At 53.8% G+C, this 20,737-nt stretch carries 15 protein-coding genes and 1 pseudogene; 6 read left to right on the top strand and 10 right to left on the bottom strand.

Features of this window, described 5'->3' with window-relative positions:
- Positions 1-11 precede the first annotated feature (11 nt).
- From THECO_RS03370 to THECO_RS03360, 3 genes are all read right to left on the bottom strand, one after another.
- On the bottom strand, positions 12-1,046 hold the full coding sequence (locus THECO_RS03370; protein WP_015253665.1) for an S-layer homology domain-containing protein: 1,035 nt from the start codon (positions 1,044-1,046) through the stop codon (positions 12-14).
- 110 nt (positions 1,047-1,156) lie between these two features.
- Positions 1,157-3,871, bottom strand: a complete 2,715-nt coding sequence (locus tag THECO_RS03365; RefSeq protein ID WP_015253664.1) for a cohesin domain-containing protein — start codon at positions 3,869-3,871, stop codon at positions 1,157-1,159.
- Between the two features lie 519 nt (positions 3,872-4,390).
- Positions 4,391-4,831 carry a GNAT family N-acetyltransferase gene (locus tag THECO_RS03360; protein WP_015253662.1) on the bottom strand — a complete coding sequence of 147 codons (441 nt, stop codon included), beginning with the start codon at positions 4,829-4,831 and terminating at the stop codon, positions 4,391-4,393.
- A 320-nt stretch (positions 4,832-5,151) separates the two neighbouring features.
- Here THECO_RS03360 and THECO_RS03355 point away from each other — a divergent pair, with 320 nt between their 5' ends.
- Positions 5,152-7,494, top strand: coding sequence for a sugar-binding protein (locus THECO_RS03355; RefSeq protein ID WP_015253661.1), 2,343 nt, complete (start codon positions 5,152-5,154; stop codon positions 7,492-7,494).
- Positions 7,481-8,185, top strand: a complete 705-nt coding sequence (locus THECO_RS22140) for an S-layer homology domain-containing protein (RefSeq protein ID WP_015253660.1) — start codon at positions 7,481-7,483, stop codon at positions 8,183-8,185. Before THECO_RS03355 ends, THECO_RS22140 begins: the two co-directional genes overlap by 14 nt.
- Before the next feature lie 86 nt (positions 8,186-8,271).
- Here the strand turns inward: THECO_RS22140 and THECO_RS03350 are convergent, their stop codons facing one another.
- Positions 8,272-8,619: a hypothetical protein gene (locus THECO_RS03350; RefSeq protein ID WP_052835814.1), complete on the bottom strand. Its 348-nt coding sequence runs from the start codon at positions 8,617-8,619 to the stop codon at positions 8,272-8,274.
- Positions 8,620-8,644: 25 nt separating this feature from the next.
- Complete coding sequence (locus tag THECO_RS03345) at positions 8,645-10,678, bottom strand: right-handed parallel beta-helix repeat-containing protein (RefSeq protein WP_015253659.1); 2,034 nt, start codon at positions 10,676-10,678, stop codon at positions 8,645-8,647.
- 472 nt (positions 10,679-11,150) lie between these two features.
- On the opposite strand from THECO_RS03345, the gene THECO_RS03340 reads away from it, so the two are divergent.
- Positions 11,151-12,455, top strand: a complete 1,305-nt coding sequence (locus tag THECO_RS03340; protein ID WP_015253658.1) for an IS1380 family transposase — start codon at positions 11,151-11,153, stop codon at positions 12,453-12,455.
- Positions 12,456-12,791: 336 nt separating this feature from the next.
- The gene (locus THECO_RS03335; RefSeq protein ID WP_015253657.1) at positions 12,792-14,150 is read left to right on the top strand and encodes an IS4 family transposase; all 1,359 of its coding nucleotides are present in this window, start codon (positions 12,792-12,794) and stop codon (positions 14,148-14,150) included.
- Here the strand turns inward: THECO_RS03335 and THECO_RS21530 are convergent.
- The 5 genes from THECO_RS21530 to THECO_RS03315 form a co-directional block, all read right to left on the bottom strand.
- Positions 14,120-14,563 (bottom strand): hypothetical protein, encoded by a 444-nt coding sequence (locus THECO_RS21530; RefSeq protein ID WP_157373508.1) that lies wholly within the window; start codon positions 14,561-14,563, stop codon positions 14,120-14,122. The genes THECO_RS03335 and THECO_RS21530 overlap by 31 nt on opposite strands.
- A gap of 263 nt (positions 14,564-14,826) precedes the next feature.
- Positions 14,827-16,017 carry a transposase gene (locus tag THECO_RS03330; protein WP_015253656.1) on the bottom strand — a complete coding sequence of 397 codons (1,191 nt, stop codon included), beginning with the start codon at positions 16,015-16,017 and terminating at the stop codon, positions 14,827-14,829.
- Between the two features lie 127 nt (positions 16,018-16,144).
- Entirely contained in the window at positions 16,145-16,483 is a 339-nt protein-coding gene (locus THECO_RS22655; protein ID WP_015253655.1) for a type II toxin-antitoxin system PemK/MazF family toxin, read from the bottom strand.
- Positions 16,476-16,673 carry a hypothetical protein gene (locus THECO_RS03320; RefSeq protein WP_015253654.1) on the bottom strand — a complete coding sequence of 66 codons (198 nt, stop codon included), beginning with the start codon at positions 16,671-16,673 and terminating at the stop codon, positions 16,476-16,478. The genes THECO_RS22655 and THECO_RS03320 overlap by 8 nt, the downstream gene beginning before the upstream one ends.
- Before the next feature lie 83 nt (positions 16,674-16,756).
- The gene (locus THECO_RS03315) at positions 16,757-17,908 is read right to left on the bottom strand and encodes a mandelate racemase/muconate lactonizing enzyme family protein (RefSeq protein ID WP_015253653.1); all 1,152 of its coding nucleotides are present in this window, start codon (positions 17,906-17,908) and stop codon (positions 16,757-16,759) included.
- Positions 17,909-18,031: 123 nt separating this feature from the next.
- On the opposite strand from THECO_RS03315, the gene THECO_RS03310 reads away from it, so the two are divergent.
- Positions 18,032-19,309 carry an ISNCY family transposase gene (locus tag THECO_RS03310; RefSeq protein ID WP_015253652.1) on the top strand — a complete coding sequence of 426 codons (1,278 nt, stop codon included), beginning with the start codon at positions 18,032-18,034 and terminating at the stop codon, positions 19,307-19,309.
- Between the two features lie 87 nt (positions 19,310-19,396).
- Positions 19,397-20,668 (top strand): annotated as a pseudogene (locus tag THECO_RS03305) (IS1380 family transposase); the annotation flags it as partial.
- Positions 20,669-20,737: the final 69 nt, after the last annotated feature.

The raw sequence follows: 20,737 nt of genomic DNA, 5'->3' as shown, positions 1-20,737 counted from the left end.
TCTCCTATGCCTTATTCGCCTGTCGGAGAAATGCGATCCAACACTCGCAGAATCAATACAACGGCTTCCGCACGGGTCACATAACCGCCCGGAGCAAACTTGTTGTTGGCCCTTCCCTTGACAAGACCGATGTCCGTGGCTGCCGCAACGGCCGGGTAAGCCCAGACCGGCACTTGATCCGCATCATCATAGGGCAGCGGTGGGCTTGCCTCCTTCTTGTCTTCGTATCCTACTATGCGCATCAGCATGACCGTGACCTCGGAGCGGGTCATCCGTTGCAGCGGTCGGAATGTCCCGTCGTCGTATCCTCTCGCCCATCCGGCGGCGGCCGCTTGCATGACATGGGATTTCGCGTACCCCGGAATGCTCTCCTGGTCCTTGAAAGTCCGAACCTGGTCCAGCGGAGCGGACAGCGCGAGCGCTCTAGACAGCATCGTGGTGAATTCCGCGCGCGTCACCTCTTGATCCGGGGCGAATCTTCCGTCCGGCAAGCCGTTGACCCAGCCCATCTCCGTTGCCCTTGCAATATCTCCCTCGGCCCAATGGCCTTTCGTATCCTTATACGGAGCTGAACCGGAAATGCTGATCTTGAGCGACACGCCGGGTTCTACCGTGGTACTGCCCAACTCGCTGTCAACCAATTTGGCGCGTGTCAATTCGATGGAGGTGCTGCCTCGCCCGATCGCTTTGAAACGCATTTCGGCAAACCGAACCTTTCCGTTCTCGCCCTTGATCTTGCCGATCTTGGTGTGCGCGAATGTAATGGTTCCGTCTTCGACGATCGGAGGGACCGTAAATCCCCCCCAGTCATTGGACGCTTCTAGGAAAGTCAAAGCTTTCGGATCGTAGGCCAGGCGAAGCTCGAATCCATACACATCCTTCGCATCGGAGCCGTCAATTGAAATCACAACTTCATCGCCGATTCGCGCATGACTGACTTTGCTGTTCAATGTGAAGACAGGCTCGTCCCCGGCGGATGCCAGGTTCGGCAACGCCGCAAAGAACAGAAGCGCGGACAGCAGAAGCAGCAATACTCGATTCTTCAAGCAAACCCTCTCCTTGTCCGGTAGGCAGCGACAATCGCAACCCGCAGGATAGACAGACCAAGGGGATCGGCAGCGTCAAGCGCCGATACCCCTTGGACGGTATGGAACCATCAGTTTTTCAGGATAAGCCGCGCCACTGCAGAAAGGTCTTCGATGTCGATGATGCCGTCATTGTTGATATCGTAACGTTTGACTTCATTCCAATTCGGGCTGTCCGACGTCATGCCGTAAGCCTTGGCAACCAGCGCCAGGTCGCCGATGCTGACTCGGTTGTCGTCATTGAAATCTCCCGGCATGGTCGGCTTGGCAACTTCGACCGTATGCGCAGCTCCGCCGATTTGCGTTTCCACGCCGTCACCGTCGGCAATCACGAGATGCGTGACTTGAATATTCGCAGTGCCCGCGATGTCCTTGGCCTTGAAGCGGAGTTGCAAGAGGTTCCGGTTCGGATTTTTCACGCTGTCATTCAAATGAACGCCCAGAATTCGAATGCTTCCTTCTTGCTTGTCGATGCCCGCAATCACGAACTCATCGTCGACGGATACCGGCCGACCGACAAGATCCAGTTTGTCCGCGTCGTATTTAATGGTAATGTCTTGTGCGTACACTTCCTGCGTTACGCCTTCAAGACCGTAAGTCACATCGAACGGTTTCCCGAACTGCACGCTGGCCGGCCCTGACAAGGTTGCCGAGGCCGCAGCACCGTTTCGTGATTGCGCGAACATCCAATCAAAGATGTTCTTGTCCGCGAAGGCTTCCTGACTCGGGCCATACCGGAAGCTCGCGTTGGATTGGCCCAGCAGGTTGCTGAACACCTGGGCTTCGGTCTCGTGCGGCGTCCAGTCAAAGCCGAAGTACGGGTAATTGAAGGCCTGGTTCGTTTCGAGCACGTTCACGTTGGCATTTTCGTACAACCCGCTGGCGCCGGCGCCTGTTGTGAAATACTGTGTCCATGAATTCCCGGCGCCATCATTCTTGTGGACATGCGCCCAAATGGCTGTTTTGGTGAGCTCCGGATTCGCGGTCAGCTGATCCACGGTTGGCAAGTTACCTCCCGCAAGCGGAACGATGGCCGCGAGAAACTCGGGATTGCGGGTATAGAAACCGATGGTGTACATGCTGCCCATCGAGAAACCGGACATGTAGATCCGGTTCAGATCCACCTTGCCTTCATCGGCCAGTTTCTTGACATAGGCGATAAGGGCCTCGTTGTTCTCTTGATCGTTCACATGGTTCTGCGTAGCGATAATGTGCGCATTGTATTTGCCGGGGTGCTCCAGCTGGAGCTTGGACAGCACGGCCGCTCCGTTCGCGGTTTGCACAGGCGCGAAGCGGTCTCCCTGCGGGCCGCCGCGGCCGCCGCCATGGTTGTAGATGAACAGCGGGAGCGGACCGAGTTCCTTCCAGGACTCATCGATCGAGATCAGGATGTCCATATTGCCCGGACCGCCCGGATTCGTCTGGTCCGGAACGAACTTGTCCAGTGCCGGGTTGACGACCGCAGTCTGCACGAATTTCGGCGTTAAGGTCGTACCGTCCGCCAGCTTGAGCTCCCGATTTACGTTGATGCGGTAATTGAGCAGCGCCGAATAAGCGTTCTGCAAGCCGCCCGATACCATTGCGCCGGATACGGGGCCGCTCGCATTCCAGAACTCGAACTCAATGATGATGTAGCGTCCGCTCGCGGGCGTATCGGTCACGAGATCGTCGGAGCCCGGTGCGGGCGTAAGATAGCCAAGCGGCTTCGGTTCATCGTTGACATAGACCCTGGTAATCTTGCGCTCCCCGTCAAAAATCACCGTCGACCCGTCAAGCCTTGTGTTCCTGGCGGCTGCCGTGAACATGTCGGCGCTCAGGTCGGCCAGGTTCGCCGCGTTGCCTTCGCCAAGGTCGATGATGACCGCTGTCGTGACGTTGCCGACAGAGAAGATGTCGTTATACACGATGAACGGCAATTCCGCTGCGTCCGAAGCAGGCTTGAACGTCACATGAATGGTTGTTCCGCTTGCGGTAACGTTCTTGATGGTGTAGGTGTTGCCCGTAACCTCGACTTCTTCACCGTTGACCGTAACCTTGTCCACTTCAAACCCGAATGCGGGGGTAAACGTGAAGGTCACGTCCTCGCCGTCATTCACCCAGACATGGCCGGTCAGGGAAGTCGGGCTGATGGTGCCGTTCGGGCCGGATGTCGCGATGACATAATGCTGAACGCCGACGTCCACGTTCGGTTCATACAGCCTGAGCGGCGGTGACGCCTGCATCTGCTCCAGCAGCTGGGCTGCGGTCGATGCGCTCGCGGCCGGGCTCTTGGCCGTGAAACCGTCTTCCGTGCTCGTCAGAACAAAGTTGAACTGGTTGTTTCCGCTCCAGAAGTACATGGCCACGGTGCCTTCGTTTTCATCGAGCACATGCAGCATCACGCTCTGCTGGTTTTCATTGACGGATGCATTCGTCGTGTTGAGGGGCGCATGCTGCGCGTTGAAGCTGGACTCCCTTCTCAGAGGTTCCGTACCTTCGCCTTCACCGGGAGCATCGTTATACAAATAATAGCCCTGACCTTCGCCAAGCCCGCCGGATGGAGGCGCTGTGTTCGCGCCAAGTCCGAACTGCCAGATCATGTCGGGCGTCACTTCGGATGTAATCAAGCCGTTTTCGATCGTAACCGGCTTGGACGCCATGCCGATCTGAGTATCGCCGGTGACGTCGCCGGGGGTGCTGATGGTCGCTTGGGCGTTCACCAGCGCGCCGTGCTCGGACACGATGAGATAGCTTTTGCCGATCTGGATATTGGCGGGATCGACTTGTCTCCAAGTTTCAGCCGGCACCGATTCCGCCGATGCCTTGGCCTAAGAGACCGGCTGCCAGCATGAAGCATACCAAGAGAGCCACCGTGGACCTGATGCTGCCGTTCCGCATGACCAGGAACCCTCCTTTATGGAATGGATGCGCTTACAATTACGTGTGCCTTTTTTTACAGCAAACCAATTGTTTTACATTATCAAACTACGTTTAATAATTTCTGCACAACAATTGATTGTTTTACATTATCAAACCATGTTTATCACCTCTTGCAAACCTCTTCGTTTTAGCAATTTGAGAATAGCAAAGCGATCTTGCAAATAACGTCGAAACCTGCATGTCCAAAATAACCATTTTGCAATCTTCGCAATCCTGTCGATTTGACAGACAATTTGACCAGATGAGGTTCCAATATCCCTCTTTTTCCCTGGTCATTCGATCTAGTGCGAATCATAAAAAAATAACGCCCCTTCCATCGTCTTATGAACATCAGGAAAGGGGCCTTTCTCAAGATGGCCTCATGTCAGCGGGGGTTCTCCGAACCTTTATCTTACCTTCAATACCATCTCAATATGAGGAATGCCGGCCTCGATGAATTCTTCGGATACAACGGCAAATCCGAACTTCTCATAGAAGCCAACAGCGTGTTTTTGGGATTCAAGGTAGATGATGTCGGGGTTTAATTTTTCTTGAATCAGTCTGATGCCTTCCTCGATCAGCCTCCTGCCGTGACCGGCTCCGTGTTCCATGGTCAGCACTCTGCCTACCTGTACGGTTTGCTTGTCACTGTCTTTGAAGAAGGCTCGAAGGTAAGCTTTTACCGAACGGTCGGATTCCAGGAAAATGTGCAGACTCCGGAAGTCGATATCATCGAAATCGCAGTAATCGATTTTCTGCTCGACTTTGAAAATGAGATATCTTGCCCTCAAGATTTCATAGATTTCCCGTGACGTCAGTTCATCGAAAAATTTGGCTTTCAGTTCCATGCGGTTACCTCGCAGTATGTAATTGGGAGCATTCTTTTCTTCAAAAAAGTGATTACATTATATTCTTATCGTTCATACCGTTCAATCCAGGCAGGCCGGTAATGCGTCTTATGGTTTGTCGTACCATCATCTGCCGCAGACTTGCAACCTGGTTTGAACTGCCGATTTTTTGCTTATATTCACCATAGCATTCTTCCGTGTCAACCCGTCATATCGGAATTTTTATCCTCTATATCTGAATTGGGGGGTGGTTGCTAAATCCGGATACGTCGCAAGGAAGCTGTCGCTTCATTTACTTGGGAAAGGAGGATTTTGTTTTTATGTTGAAACGTTTTAGCCAAAAACTCTCCCTCCTCTGTTGCCTGATGATATTGACGTCCTTCATGCCTGTCGGTTTTGCCGCCGAGACGGACAACATTGCGATCGCGGAAGCGGCTGACATCCCGACCGCCGTGTACGGAACGCCCGAGCTCGGCTCCAACGACCCGCTGTGGTTCAAGACCAACGAGTATCCGATCAACCGCAGTTCTGCGCCGGATGATCCCAGACCCCATGCCACGGGGACGGTCAGAATTCTCTGGGACGAAAACTTCCTGTATGCCCGCGTCGTGGTAGAGGACAGCAATGTCTATCAGGGAGCCGGCGGGAATCATACGTACGACAGCGTGGAGTTCTTCGTCGGACCGGGATCGAGCGGCTCCAACCAATGGCGCGTCAGCGCGACGGGCGTGTTCTCGGGGCAGTCCCATACGGACCGGGCTGCGTGGACGCAGATTACGGACACCGGGTACATCGTGGAAATCCGAATTCCAAAGCGCGACTTGACGTTGCAGCCGGGCAAATTCACGTTTGAGGTAAATATCAACAACTCGTCGGAAATCGGCGCCGACCGCTATGAAGTGGTATCCGCTTTCGCCCCGCCGGACTCGGGTTTTAACGGCCACGAAGCATTCCAGGACAGCATTGAACTCATTCCGGCCGCTGAACCGGATCCGAGACACTCCATCATCATCTCGGTGGATACGGGCGGCAAAGTCACGCCGAACGTACCCGGCAATGTGAAGCGAGTCGCTCCCGGCTCCAGCATCACCTTCACCATCATTCCGGACAACGGCAAACTTGTGGATACCGTAACAGTCGATGGCGAACCGGTGAAGATTGAAGCCGACAACACGTTCACGTTGGCCAATATTGTCGCCGACCATCAAATTCGCGTGACGTTCAAGGATGATCCGGCCGCCGAACAGATTCCCTTTATCGTATGGAACGACAACTTCGCCCGCGGCGAGTACACGACAGCGGTCATTATCGACCTGGGCGAAGGCCGGGAAGCGCTCGGTTCCGCACTCCATCCGGGCTTGTTCACCGTGTCGGCGCGAAACACGACCCTGACCGGCGACCTGGTGGTGTTCGAAGGCACGCGCAACATCTCGAGGGTATACGCCAATGACGAACCGAAGGTGCGCGGTTACCGCGGGAAAGTGCACAATTCGCCGGATTATCGGGACGGATTGGAAAGCGGCCGCTACATCGTCGTGGAGCTGGAGTTCTACACGGAAGTCGGCGGCAATACCACGCTGGATGGCAGCAACTCGACCAAGCAAAATTACAATATTGTGTTGAGCGGCGAGATCGAGCTGAAGAATGGCGATCCGATCGATTACGCCGTCTTCAAACAGACCGGTGTCGTCAATCCGATCCTTGACAAGTTTACGGCCCATGCGACCGAAGCGGTCAATTACGCGCTCTACATTCACAAGGACAAAAAGGGCAGCGAGGTCCATGGTTTACCGCTCTATGTCTATACGCACGGCTTCTCGCGCGGCGGCACGCAGGCGCACATCGACCAGAAAGCTTCGATGAAATCGGCCAACGGCGCGGTTGCCCTGATGAAGCGAATGGCGGAGAATCCCGAAAAATACGCCAGCCATATACTGAACATTTCCTACAGCGGCGGCAATGCTCCGCAAGTTGAAAGCATCAAGGCGGTCATCGACGACTTGATTGACCGCGGGCTGGCCGATCCCAACCGCATCTATGCGGCCGGCTTCTCCATGGGCGGAGGTGTCACGACCAACCTGATCAACACCTATCCCGGCTTCTTCGCGGCGGCCGCACCCATGGGCATTTCATCCGGCTGGCCGACGGCGCCCGAAAACCGGGATCTGGCCTACTGGCTGTTCGTCAACACGTATGACAGCGGTGCAAGCAACGTCGACAACATGTTGAACGATATCGGGAACCTGACCAACGCGAGGGCCTCCCGTTTTGACAGCAACGAGGCGCTGACCTGGCCTTACAATCAATATGACCAGCCGAGTCAGCGGCCCAATCCGGAGAACAATCCGCCGCTTGTTCGTTATATCGCGCACGAAGTGGAAGCGGCGGTGCTGTACAACCGGTTCACGATGGACAATCCGTTCACCGGGGAGACCTGGAGCATGGCGCCGATTATCCAGTCCCCCAACTTGCCGCCATGGAACAATGACTATACCGACGTCTTTGACTGGATGTTCTCGCAGCGCAAGCCGGGCGTGCCTGACGCTCCGGGCAATTTGACCGCCACGGTTGGCGACAGAAGGGTCACGTTGAAATGGACGGCGCCGGCGAGCGACGGCGGCAAACCGATAACCGGCTACAAAGTCTGGTATGACAACAATTGATGCAAACGGCAAGGTCGCAATCGGACCGGGCGGCGCGACCGTCAGCTTCGAAAGCGGCTTGTCGCTGGACATCCGTGAGGGCGCGGAGCTTGTGCTCGATGAGGAGTCAGCGCTTGGCCTCACCGTAGTTTCGGGCAATCCTTTCCGTGATGTCGACGGGAACGCCTGGTTCTACGACTACGTCAATGCCGCCTACACGTTCAGCCTGTTCGACGGCACATCGTCCACATCGTTCTCGCCGGGAGTCCCGATGACGCGCGCCATGTTCATACAGGTGCTGGCCAATCTCGAGAACGTGGACCGTTCCGGCTACTCGAATACCCGTTTCCGCGACGTGGCGGTCGGAAAGTGGTATACAGCGGCGGTCGGATGGGCTTCCGAGAACGGCATCGTGAACGGAACTAACGCGGATCGCTTCGATCCCGACGCCCCGATTACACGCGAGCAAATGATTGTCATCCTGTACAAGTACCTGCAATATAAAGGCATTGAGATTCCGCAAAGCCAGGACCGGTCCTTCGCGGATGAAAGCAAGATCAGTCCATGGGCATTGGAGGCCGCCAAGGCGCTGCAAGGCATAGACATTGTAACCGGCAAAGGCGGCAACCTCTTTGACCCCAAAGGAACCGCCACCCGCGCCGAAGCCGCGGCCGTCTTTGTCAGACTCATCGAATATCTGGCCAAAATTTAAAACAGGACCCTTCCGGCGGACACGCTCCTGCCGGAAGGGTCTTCTTCATGCGCAATCACAAATTTCGATTTTCAAGCTCAGTCTATTTACCGGATATGCTTTATCATCGCTACGGCCCTGTCAATCTCCTTCTTGATGCGCCCTCTCTTGTCAGGAAGAAGCGTGACCCCGCTTTTCGCCGCGATTTCTTCCACTACATCATCAATTGATTTTTCATCCGTCATGATTTTGGTTTCCGTAATCACATGATCAAAAGCGTGAATACACCGGTCAATATTCCGCTTTGCCCACGTCCTTCCACCTTCGAACCGCTTGTTCAATCGTTTCAGCAATGTGGCTTTGCTTGCGTAAAGAATGAAGTGCTTTAATGGGGCACCATCATCCAACAAGCGCTGGATGATTTCATCATAGTATTGCGGGTTGACGATGGTCATAGGCACGATGATGGTTCCGGAACCCTTATCCGAGTTCAAATTCCATGACGCCGCTGTCCGTCAATTCGAACGGACCGGCTGTGACGTCTGCGTCAGGCCTCCTGTTCCCGAAAAAGTCCGAGTCGAACCGATAAGGCGTGCCGTCCGGATGCTCAAATTTCATCTCGGCATGATAGGTGCTCCCGAGCAGATCGGTGGTGACCAGCATGGCCGAGGCGCCGCGAAGCAATTCGGGTTCCGTGATCCGGATGCGCGCCTTGCCTTGCGCGGGATCCGTCTCCACTTCAATCCCCCGCTGCTGATGGACCTTCGCGCCCGGTTCGTGACGACCCGGAACCGCATCGCCCAGATACAGATTTCCGCCCATCGCCACCGGAAGATCAGCATTGCCGGTAAAGATTTGCTTTTTCGCGGCGTCATCGAGCGCGGCCAACTCTTCCCGGGTGTATTCCCACCATGGCTTGTCTTTCACATTCGGATGCTTGTCGTAGCCTCCCAATCCCACCGGGTGCAGCCAGCAGATGGAATCGTCCGGCACACCGTCCATGACGGGCTTCCCATTCTCATCGACTTTATCCCTGGGTTTGAGCGGCAGATGCTCGAAGAAGGTGATCGGGACGGGCTCTTTGTTCGGATCATTGTCTCCCAGGAAGACATTATTGTAGTACCGGTCATCGCCTCCGGTAATGTTGGAGTAGCCGGCCACGGCGGTCTCATGCGGGAAGTGGTACGGCGTCGTACGGGTCAGCTCATTGCGCACCACGAATCGGCCCGCGAACAGATTGTGGGCGAATGCTCCGCCTTGCGCCATGTTTCGGAAATTCATCAGAGAAAGGAACAGATTGTGGTCCACCATATACGGACCATGGCAAACCTCGACGAACAAGTCCTCGGACAGATTGTCGAAAAAGACATTGCGGCTGATGCGCGTCCCCTGCGCCTGCCAGTCCAGCCACAGACCGCGGTAGCAACTGTAGATGATATTTTCGCGAATCTGGGTATCCAGCGCCGCATGCAGCTTGATGCCCGCCACTTCGGCGCCGTGCCGGAGACGCTTGTGGTGAATATTGTAGATCCGGTTTCCATAAATCTGGCTGAAAGCGCCGCCCATATGTCCCACGATGCCGGCCTGTTCGCAATCATGGATCACATTGTTCCGGACGATATGGCTGCCGACGAGGGTCTTGTGCCAACCGCCGTTATGCAGCGCCCGCATGATCACTTCCTGCTCGCGCTGCGTGCCGCCCTTCATGTGCCGGCCTCTGACCTTGGCGTGGCCCGTTCCGATCGGGGTGCCCAGGCTGATGCCGACGCTTTTGGATTCACAGATGATATTGTTTTCGATGATCCAGCCTTTGCTCCAATGAGGCCCGATCAGACCTTCCTGATGGGCGGTCGGCGGCGCCCACTGGGGAGCTGCCTGGCGAAGCGTGAATCCGCTTACGGTGATGTAGTTGCGACCGGGTTTGTCGGGCCAGAAGCACCAGGGGCGAACGCTGATTTCGACATTCTCCTTGCGGGGATCTTTCCCGCCGAAATTGGCCCAGATCTTCGTGGTTGCGGAATCGACTTCGGCATACCAGGTCAGCAGCGAGTCATCGGGATACTTGGCGTCGGGCCAGACTTCAGGCTTGCGTACCTTCTCCAGGCTATCACACTCATACAAGGACTTGCCGTCCAGATAGACATCGCCGAGGTGGACGGGGAAAGCGCCTTCAAACAGCCAGTCTCCGGAGAGCTCGACTTCGAACGGGTTCCGGACAGAGAAAATGGCATTCGGAACTTCCGTACTCCAGACATTGCCGCCTTCGTCCTTCCAGTCGGTAATCCGTTCAGCCCCCGTGATGACGACTTCCCCGTCTCCCGCGGAACGATAGACGATGCGATGCTCTTCCGTTCCGCCATTGGCCGGATTGACCCACTCCCTGTAAACGCCGGCATGCACGATCACCGTATCGCCGGCCACGGCCAGCGACGCCGCGCGTTGGATGGTGCGGAAGGGCTGATCGGCTGTTCCTTTCGCCTGGTCGTTGCCCGTTATGGACACGTGGTATTCCATGGGATCACTCCTTTTCCTGGTTGGAGAGGGAGAATTTTGGCCGAATCTCCTCTTGTGATCTGCGATAAACAAAATATCGAAGACTGTTTTCTCTCTATAAAATAAGTACAGCGGGTACACTCGCCACCTCTGTACGTTGCAGACAAATAGCCAAATTATCCCCTGGCAGCAGTCGCACAATCTGTGGTTTGCTGTCTGACAAACCAAGGGGTGTTAGCCCTATAGCATGAATATGATGTTTTACGAAATTACCTGTCCTAGTTTTTAAGCGGTTCGGAATTATCTGCTTTTTAGCTTCTTTAATTCATCTTTTAACCCAACATAAAACACCCAAATAAATGTTGGAATATGAGCAAGAATTAATCCTGAATTTCGAAAGTGCGATCCTATGAAAACATAAAAAAGTGCCCAAATCTTTGGTAGAATGGTGTTTATCGAGAACACTACACCCAAAGAGAGGAGCACCTTTTAGGTGAAGTCTACCACACCCATCAGCAAAATCAAGACCGAATTTTCCCTACAGAACGCGACCAATTTCGGCGGCATCAAAATCTTCCTGGAATACCTCGAAAAAATCAAGTTTGCCGCTGCTTTACAAAGGCTGTCATGCATGAAAGCAAACAACTCGCTGTTCCCCGTCTACCGTATTCTGCTTTATCTCGTCGTCGGCTGGATGCTCGGCTGCGAACGCCTCTTCCATTTCCGCAAGCTACAGCAAGACTCGCTTCTAAAGCGGTTTCTCGGTGGACGCTGTCCGCACCATTCGCTGTTATACAAAGAGTTGTCGCGTCTTAGCAAATCGCACCCGAACTTGTTGACTGAGCTGCGGTCGCTCAATCAGGAAATCATTGGACCTTGTTTACCAGAGGCTCTCATTCTGGACCTTGACTCCACCGTTGAAACCGTATATGGCGATCAGGGCGGAGCGGCTAAAGGCACGAACCCGCATAAGCCCGGCCGTAAGAGTTATCATCCTTTGCTGGCCTTCGAAGGACAGTCTCGTCTATGTTTGAATGCCGTTCTACGTTCGGGCAATACGCACTCCTCCACGGATGCGTCAGCTTTTCTTCACCAAACCTTCGAACTGCTGAGGGAGCATCCGGTGAAGTACGCGAGGTTCGATAAGGGCTTCGGCGGTGAAGATTTCTACGGCCTGTGGGAAGGCAAAGGAATCGGTTACGTCGGAAAAGTTGAAAATGGACAAAAGCGCCTTGCAGAACAAGTCGCAGCCTGCCGGTACTGGAAACGATTCGTCGATGAAGACTGGATCATCGAAGGGATTACGATCATCTACAAAGCGACATCTTGGGAGAAGGCGCGCCGCGTAGCGATTGTTCGCAAGGCACACATCGTCGATGAAGGCCAGACCCGCATGGTGTTCGATTCGGATTGGCAATACGAAGCGATCGTCACCAATCTCGAATGGGAGCCGCTTGATCTGTGGCGCTTCTACAACCAACGCTGTTGCATGGAGAACTATATCAAGGAAGCGAAGAACGGCTTCTCCATTGATAGAATTGCGACGAGCGAATTTGAGGCGAATGAACTCGACTTGTTGATCAAATTACTCGCCTACAATTTGTTCGAGCGATTCAAGCGAAGCTGCTGCGAACCGGTACATCAAGGTTACACAATCGCACGGTTCCGATTAGAGTTCTTCCATTGCGCAGCAACGATTATTCGGCATAGCCGCAACATCATTCTCAAGCTGGCGAAAGACTTTGCAAACCGGTATGCATGGCAACGAATAGAAGCCAGGATCGCACTTTTGGAATGAAAACCCCTAAATTTAACATGGAAGAAATCGCAGCCTCTTCATTGGGGAGGGGGAAAGTGTATCCACATAATGTTGACTTGAACCGAACGAACTGGGAAATCGCCACATTCTTACAGCTAGTTTGGCAGTTCCACTATATACAGCGTTTGATATTACGGGCTTTCGAAATTTAGGTTAATATCTCAACTTTCGCAGAGAGAAAATGGCGCTAATTCCTTGGGATGATGGGGTTTTAGCTCGTTTGGTTCCAGGCTTGACGAAATGAAAAACACCTCTCTGTTTGGTATAATTGGAATTGCCAAGATCCCAAAACCGAACAGAAAAGGTGTTTCCTACATGATAAATCAAACGACGCCATTCGATCAACTCCCTCAAGAGATCAAACCTGCTTTTCAGGAACTGAAAGTTCTCAAACACTTGAATGCTGCGGGGTTCAGGAAGAAATTCGGATTTACCTGCGCCTGGTTGTTTCGCCTTGTCTTTGTCCTGATGTTCCATCAGAAGAACTGGTTTCGTCTGCTGGAAAGCAACAAAGGCGAGACGTTCCCCGGCAAAGATGCGGTGTATCGTTTCTTGAATCACGGCGGCTACGCATGGCGGCGGTTTTTGCTGTCGCTCAGCAGCGAAACGATCGCAAGAATCGAACCGCTGACCTCGTCAAACCGGGAGACCGCCTTGATCTTCGACGATTCCATGTACGCGCGCAACCGGAGCAAAGCCGTCGAGATGCTGGCGCGCTTCAAAGATCATGCGACCGGCGCTTTCTACAGAGGCTTCCGCATGCTGACCATGGGCTGGTCGGACGGCCATTCGTTTGTCCCGATGGACTTTGCGCTGCTGAGTTCGGCGAAGTCCGGCATCAACGGCATGGCGGACGGGATCGACAAGCGGAGCCATGGCTACAAGCGGCGGCAAGAAGCGTTTTGTACGGCTCCGCAGGTCATCGCGGCCATGCTGGATCGTGCGCTTGAGGCCGGCGTTTCGGCATCGTACGCCCTGATGGACAGTTGGTTTACACATGCGCCGCTCATTCAGGCAATCATCCGTCGCGGACTGCACGTGATCGGCATGGTCAAGAACGATAACAAGCGCTATCTCGTGAACGGGAAGCGGCTCAGCCTGAAGGAACTGTATGCCGCTTCCCCGCGTGTCGAAGGGAAGAACCGCAACATCCTTCGTCTCATCCGAACCTCGCTCGCCCCGGGAATCCCGGTGGTGGTCGTGTTTGTCCGCCATCGTTCCAGGAAAAACGAATGGCTTGCCCTGCTTTCGACTGACCTTGGTCTGACGGCCCAGGACATCATCCGGATCTATCGGATGCGATGGGACATCGAGGTTTTCTTCAAGTGCGCCAAGTCGCTGCTGCGTCTGCAAAACGAGTTCCAGGGCCGGTCGTATGATATGCTCGTAAGCCACACGACCATTGTGTTTTCGCGCTATATCCTGTTGGCCTGGCAGCATCGGCAAAGCACAGACGCGCGTTCGCTCGGCGGCCTGTTTTATTTGCTTTGTGACGAAGTCGGTGCGGTGGACTGGGTCGCAGCGTTACAGCAATTGGTCGATTTGATCCGTGAAGTCGCTGCAAAAGCAGGCAAAAAGCTTTCGGTATTTATTCAGCGTCAACTCAAGGAGTGGATTGCTGCTCTGCCCAATTACATCAAGGCTTATCTGCCTATTTCATGCTGCGAAAGTTGAGTTAATATGAATAATGCAAGATCAAAAAACAAATAGTTGAAACTAAACTGTGGAGATTTTAGTTCTATAATGTCTTTTATTGGATCCACACCAATCGCAAATAATACGAGCGGGAAAAAGAGTTCTAATCCAAACTCTCTGATTTTTGTTATTGAAGAAGGATATTTTATACTCGGAATTATTCTATTTAGTACCTCTAATTCTTTTTTAGTGTAATTATACAGGTAGTTATTAAACAAATATCCAAGAACCGCTAATAGTGAAAGTCCCCCTAGTAACCATAGTGGATAGTGAATAAAGCTTACTAGTATTGCAAACGATAATATTAGTGCTGCAGCAAAAGCAGCAAATGATAGAACTATACGAATGCGTTTGAAAGCTTTGATGGCTCCAACATTGTTTCTTTTTTTCATAATATCCCCCCGCAATATTGTTAAATAACTTTACGAGGGAACACTTGTTCTGGTTTCAAAATTTTCCCGTATGTAATTTTGCCATTACTTGTAGGTTAACGCTATGGTGAGCCTTTTGCATAATTTCGTTTTGAAGCCAGCTTCATAGGGAGTCCTCAACTAGCAGCAGTTAATTCCTGGCTTTAACGTTTAAAAATGTGTAATTGGAGTTTATTGGTCATAAAAATGGGCAGACCTGCAGAATTTTCGGGAAACGCTCGTTTTTAAGCGACCGCTTTTGCCAAGCGAGATGCGGCTACTGCAGATGCAAGCAGAACGATGGCGTTCAGATACAGGTGAGTTGTTACTTTCTCGATCCCGCGCACATGCAAGGCATCTGCTGTCAAAGAGCATTTCAGTCGCGCATTGCAGCGCTCAACGCTCGTTCGCTCATTGTAAAGTGCTTTCCAGCGTTTGGTATCCCGATGTGGATGGCAATACCGCCGGAGGTCTTCCCTGACGTCCACTTTCACGACCATGCCATAATTCGAGGACGAGCAAGCGGCCATGCCAAGCGGACCGTCGACTTTGCCGGTTGCGTGCGGACAGCGAAACTTCAGGATGTCGCCGTCCGCTCCCCAGTACGTCATGGCATAGCCCATGGAACAGCATGGCGTCCCGTTGGACCGCATGCCGGCAGGCGGTTCCTTCTCGCGCCTGAGGTTGAGCGGAATGATGGCTTGAGCCTTGACGTTTCGCGCGGCCTCGTAAACCTTCAACTGATCATAGCCTGCGTCCAGCATGAAAAACCTCGGAGCGGTTCTGGATGCGGCTTGTTCCATCAGGCCCGGCGCCTTTTCTCCGTCATTGACATGCGCAGGCGTGACTTCCAGCGCAAGCGGCAATTCGCTTTTCGTATCGACCGCCAGATGGAGTTTGTACCCAAACCAGGTGATCTTGTTGCCGAACGAATCGAGTTTCACTCCCCAATTGGCATTGCCGGTCTGTTCGCTTTTTCGCTTGGGTTGCTTTCTCTCGTAAGCACGGATGGCGGTGCTGTCAATTGCCACGTGGCTGCCGTCCAGAACACCTTCTAGCCTGAGGTGGGCAACCCGATCCTCAAACAGCCGCTTGGCCAGTTCCTTTTTCGTGACGTCGGCAAACACACGGCTGAGTGTGGAGATGGATGGAGCTTCCCGATCAAGCGAAAGTCCGCACTGATAGCGGAACCGAAGGTCCGTGCTCAACCGATGATGCAAAGCCGTTAAGGTAGCGATTCCTTCAAGAGGGGCGGCCAGAAGCGCACGTAAAATGCCCTGTCTGCAATGTCCGTCGGCGCCTCGGGGTGAACGGCTTCTTAATTCCTTGGCATAGGGTCTGAGATCCCGTGAGCTAAAGAAGATTGGCAATCGCTCTTTTGACGGCATTTTTAGCAATTCCTCGAAGGAAAACAAGCTTTCTTGGAGAATATACATCGTGACTTCACTCCTTAAGTTTTCTTGTTTGGTCACTTGAAAACTTCTCCAAGTTGGGGTGAAGTCCCTTTTTTATGTCCGAAAATCCTTACAGATCAAGGCCTTGGATTATTGCAAAACGCTCGCGTTAGCTTCTGATTAACTTTTCGATCTGATCCTTAACCCTAATATATACTTCGGCTTTCAAATGCCCGAATTTTCTGATGACGATCTGGTTCGAGAATGTGTAAATCTTATCCGCCCGAATCAAGGAGTCTACCTTTAATTTTCCCTCGTCGAGATCATTTGCGGTTATCAAGATTGAATATTCTTTCTCCGTCAAATTCGATGTAATTGCGGCTACAACGATGTCCTGGTTCGATTCATTATACTTGGTATTGGACAATACAAGTACAGGACGCTGTTTCGTTGACGACAAATCGGTAAATGGAAACGGGATCAGCAGTATATCGCCCTGCTTATACATCATTCCAAACCTCATCATCAACCGGATTGTCCCAGAAGTCCATACTGGTCAGGCTTGCCTGTTCGAGATTTTTCAATGCCTCGCGTTCGCGCTTCATGTTTAAATAACCGATAAAATCAAGCAGTTCTGCTACTTCCTGTTCGGAAATGTGGTCTATCATGCGTTTCAACTCTTCGCGATTAACATTCATGAATCGCACCACCTTTTCTTCCTCCAAAACCAGTATACCACAGGTTGAGAAGGTTACAGACCTTCACATCAGGCTATTCCTTCTCACCCGATCCTCCAGCCCGATGCCGCGCGTTCCTTCGCAAAGCGTTCCAGATCCAGGCCAAGGCCGAACCCCGGCAGATTCGGGATCGTAACGGCGCCGTCTTCCACCCGATAGGCTGAGCGGTCCACACCCGCCGCGTCGCCTTCATCCCATTCGACGAACTGGAAGCCGCGGATCGCCCCCGCCAGGTGCCCGCCGACATAGTTCCCGATAATGGTGCCGTAGCTGTGGGGCGCGGAGAGTACGCCGCATTGGTCCAGCTTCGCCCCGATCCCGAGCCATGCGGAGAATCCCGGAACGATAATGTCATATTGCACCACGTCCACGACCCCGGCTTGCGCCCAATCCATCAGATGAGGGGAGGCATCCCCTTCGCCGTCGGCGATCATCGCGCGGATATCATGCTTCGCCATCCACTCCCGCAAATCTTCATACAACACGCGGTCTTCGTGGAACGCTTCCTCCACCCAATACAAGTCCGGCGTCTGCCGCAGCACTTCCTTCAGCTGATTCAGCGTATACCCATTGTTCGCGTCGATCATCACTTTGCCTTCGGGGCCGGCAACTTCGGCCACCGCCCGGATAACGGCGATATCCCGCTTCAGACCGGCTGCCGGGTCCATCCAGCGCGCGCCGCGGCCGACTTTGATTTTAAAATGGCGGTGGCCGAGGCTTTTCCCTTCCTCCGCCTCGCGCCGCATCCATTCTGCCGCCGCGGGATCGTCCTCCATGTGCAAATCATCGAAATACAGAGACGTGTCATAACACGGGATCCGCACGCCATCGGCCGCGGAAGGAGCATCCGCCCTGCGGAACAGGTCGTACACCGGCTTGCCGGCCGCCTTGCCGAGCCAGTCGAGCAGCGGGAACTCCAGCGAACGGTACGGCTCCTTCACCGCGCCGTTCTCCTCGAAAAACTCGTAAACAGGGGTGCCGATCATGCCTTCCGCCGTCTCCTTGCGGATGAACGACAGCCCGAAACCGACGATCCCGCCGATGCGCACGACGGCGACCGGCGGCTCCGGGTATTTCCCGTGCACGCCAAGCCGGGCGTTGCGACCCGCTTCCCGGAGGCGCTCCCCCGGCAGCTTGGCCCATTCCACCGATTCCAAACGCAAATCCGCAGACAACTCCACGCCCGCGATTCTCATGCGCAGAAGCCCTCCCTGATTGGTTCTTTCGGTCAAGCCCTTTCTTCGATGTTGTTGTTCTGTGATATTGTCAGGGTGTAACTGATCCGAGAAAATGTCAGTATGAGCAAGGAGCAGATCACCTTGACGAAGAGTGAACTGAAACGCGTTATGGTTCTTGAAAAATGGATCGATGGCCGTCTCGCGGAACAGGATGTCGCGCGCATTCTTGGCATCAGTATTCGGCAAGCGTATCGGCTCAAGGCCAAATATCGTCACGGAGGTGCACAAGCCATCGCTCATGGGAATCGGGGCCGTAAGCCCGCTCATACCTTGGCCGATTCGCTTAAACAACGCGTTATGCTCTTGTATCAGGAGCGCTACTTCGGAAGCAATGCCACCCACTTTGCCGAACTGTTGGCCGAACACGAAAACATCCATTTAAGCGTCTCTTCGGTCCGCCGCATTCTGCTGGAAGGCGGGTTGCGTCCCGCGCGGCTGCGCCGTCGTCCGAAGGCTCACCGACCCCGGCCCCGCAAACCTCAGGCGGGCATGCTGTGGCAGATCGATGCTTCTCCCTATGCCTGGCTGGAGGATCGCGGTCCCATGCTCACCCTGCACGGCATCATCGATGACGCCACCGGGGAAGTGGTCGCGGCCACCTTCCGCCCGACCGAAACACTGGAGGGCTACGTGACCGTCATGATCGAGGGGCTTAGGCGCAAAGGCGTACCGCTTGCGCTCTACAGCGACCAACACTCCATTTTTCACCCGCCCAAGGGCAAGCCGACCCTCGAGCAGGAATTGGCCGGTGAGCCGCCGTCGCTTTCCACCTTCGGGCAGGCCCTCGCCGATCTGGGCATTACCCATATCAAGGCGCTGTCTCCTCAGGCCAAAGGACGGATCGAACGGCTCTGGCAAACGTTCCAGGACCGCCTGGTGATCGAACTTAGGCTGCGCAACGTGTGCACGATGGAGGAAGCCAATCGCGTGTTACCGGAACTCATCGCCAAGCACAACCGCCAGTTCGCTGTCGCACCACAAAATGCCGAACCGGCCTACCGTCCGCTGCCCGAAACACCCCTGGAGCACATCTTCGCCCGGCGGCAATACCGGCGAATCAGCGGCGGGCAGACGTTCTCCTGGAAAGGGAAATGCTACATGCCAAAGCCCGTCCCCGGTGTTCCGCGCTGGGAAGCAAAGAGCGTCGTCGAAGTGCGTGTCGGCATGGATGGACAAGTGTGGCTGTGGGATCAAGGGCGGGCCTGGCCTTGTGTGGAGACGCAGGCCTCACAGACCCCGGCGCCAACAATGGCCAAAAAAGAAGCGGTGCCTGCGTCCCCTCGCAAGCCCGCTGCAAACCATCCCTGGAGAAAACCATTCTCCAGCAAGCAGTTACAGCGTAGCACAGCATCCGGCTAGTCTGCAAGAGGACGGCGGTTGTTTAATCAGCTATCATCCCTGACATTTTCATAGAACAGTTAACCTGACATTTTCACAGACGCTTGACAGACCGAATTTTCCTTACAAAACGCGACCAGTTTCGGCGGCATCAAAATCTTCCTGGAATACCTCGAAAAAATCAAGTTTGCCGCTGCTTTACAAAGGCTGTCATGCATGAAAGCAAACAACTCGCTGTTCCCCGTCTACCGTATTCTGCTTTATCTCGTCGTCGGCTGGATGCTCGGCTGCGAACGCCTCTTCCATTTCCGCAAGCTACAGCAAGACTCGCTTCTAAAGCGGTTTCTCGGTGGACGCTGTCCGCACCATTCGCTGTTATACAAAGAGTTGTCGCGTCTTAGCAAATCGCACCCGAACCTGTTGCCCGAATTGCGGTCGCTCCATCAGGAAATCATTGGACCTTGTTTACCAGAGGCTCTCATTCTGGACCTTGACTCCACCGTTGAAACCGTATATGGCGATCAGGGCGGAGCGGCTAAAGGCACGAACCCGCATAAGCCCGGCCGTAAGAGTTATCATCCTTTGCTGGCCTTCGAAGGACAGTCTCGTCTATGTTTGAATGCCGTTCTACGTTCGGGCAATACGCACTCCTCCACGGATGCGTCAGCTTTTCTTCACCAAACCTTCGAACTGCTGAGGGAGCATCCGGTGAAGTACGCGAGGTTCGATAAGGGCTTCGGCGGTGAAGATTTCTACGGCTTGTGGGAAGGCAAAGGAATCGGTTACGTCGGAAAGTTGAAATGGACAAAGCGCCTTGCAGAACAAGTCGCAGCCTGCCGGTACTGGAAACGATTCGTCGATGAAGACTGGATCATCGAAGGGATTACGATCATCTACAAAGCGACATCTTGGGAGAAGCCGCGCCGCGTAGCCATTATTCGCAAGGCACACATCGTTGATGATGGCCAGACCCGCATGGTGTTCGATTCGGACTGGCAATACGAAGCGATCGTCACCAACCTCGAATGGGAGCCGCTTGATCTGTGGCGCTTCTACAACCAGCGCTGCTCAATGGAGAACTATATCAAGGAAGCGAAGAACGGCTTCTCCATTGATAGAATTGCGACGAGCGAATTTGAGGCGAATGAACTCGACTTGTTGATCAAATTACTCGCCTACAATTTGTTCGAGCGATTCAAGCGAAGCTGCTGCGAACCGGTACATCAAGGTTACACAATCGCACGGTTCCGATTAGAGTTCTTCCATTGCGCAGCAACGATTATTCGGCATAGTCGCAACATCATTCTCAAGCTGGCGAAAGACTTTGCAAACCGGTATGCATGGCAACGAATAGAAGCCAGGATCGCACTTTTGGAATGAGAAAACCCTAAATTTAACATGGAAGAAATCGCAGCCTCTTCAGCGGGGAGGGGGAAAGTGCATCTGCAT

This window comes from Thermobacillus composti KWC4 (assembly GCF_000227705.2).
GTDB lineage: Bacteria > Bacillota > Bacilli > Paenibacillales > Paenibacillaceae > Thermobacillus > Thermobacillus xylanilyticus.
The sequence above is the reverse complement of the archived record's forward strand: the minus strand, read 5'-3'. Positions and strand labels throughout refer to the sequence as shown.

Bases quoted from the DNA above. Each gene is read 5' to 3' on its own strand.
- THECO_RS03360 (WP_015253662.1), bottom strand. From the start codon at position 4,831: ATGGAACTGAAAGCCAAATTTTTCGATGAACTGACGTCACGGGAAATC.
- THECO_RS03355 (WP_015253661.1), top strand. From the start codon at position 5,152: ATGTTGAAACGTTTTAGCCAAAAACTCTCCCTCCTCTGTTGCCTGATG.
- THECO_RS22140 (WP_015253660.1), top strand. From the start codon at position 7,481: ATGACAACAATTGATGCAAACGGCAAGGTCGCAATCGGACCGGGCGGC.
- THECO_RS03350 (WP_052835814.1), bottom strand. From the start codon at position 8,619: ATGACCATCGTCAACCCGCAATACTATGATGAAATCATCCAGCGCTTG.
- THECO_RS03345 (WP_015253659.1), bottom strand. From the start codon at position 10,678: ATGGAATACCACGTGTCCATAACGGGCAACGACCAGGCGAAAGGAACA.
- THECO_RS03335 (WP_015253657.1), top strand. From the start codon at position 12,792: ATGATAAATCAAACGACGCCATTCGATCAACTCCCTCAAGAGATCAAA.
- THECO_RS21530 (WP_157373508.1), bottom strand. From the start codon at position 14,563: ATGAAAAAAAGAAACAATGTTGGAGCCATCAAAGCTTTCAAACGCATT.
- THECO_RS03330 (WP_015253656.1), bottom strand. From the start codon at position 16,017: ATGTATATTCTCCAAGAAAGCTTGTTTTCCTTCGAGGAATTGCTAAAA.
- THECO_RS22655 (WP_015253655.1), bottom strand. From the start codon at position 16,483: ATGTATAAGCAGGGCGATATACTGCTGATCCCGTTTCCATTTACCGAT.
- THECO_RS03320 (WP_015253654.1), bottom strand. From the start codon at position 16,673: ATGAATGTTAATCGCGAAGAGTTGAAACGCATGATAGACCACATTTCC.
- THECO_RS03315 (WP_015253653.1), bottom strand. From the start codon at position 17,908: ATGAGAATCGCGGGCGTGGAGTTGTCTGCGGATTTGCGTTTGGAATCG.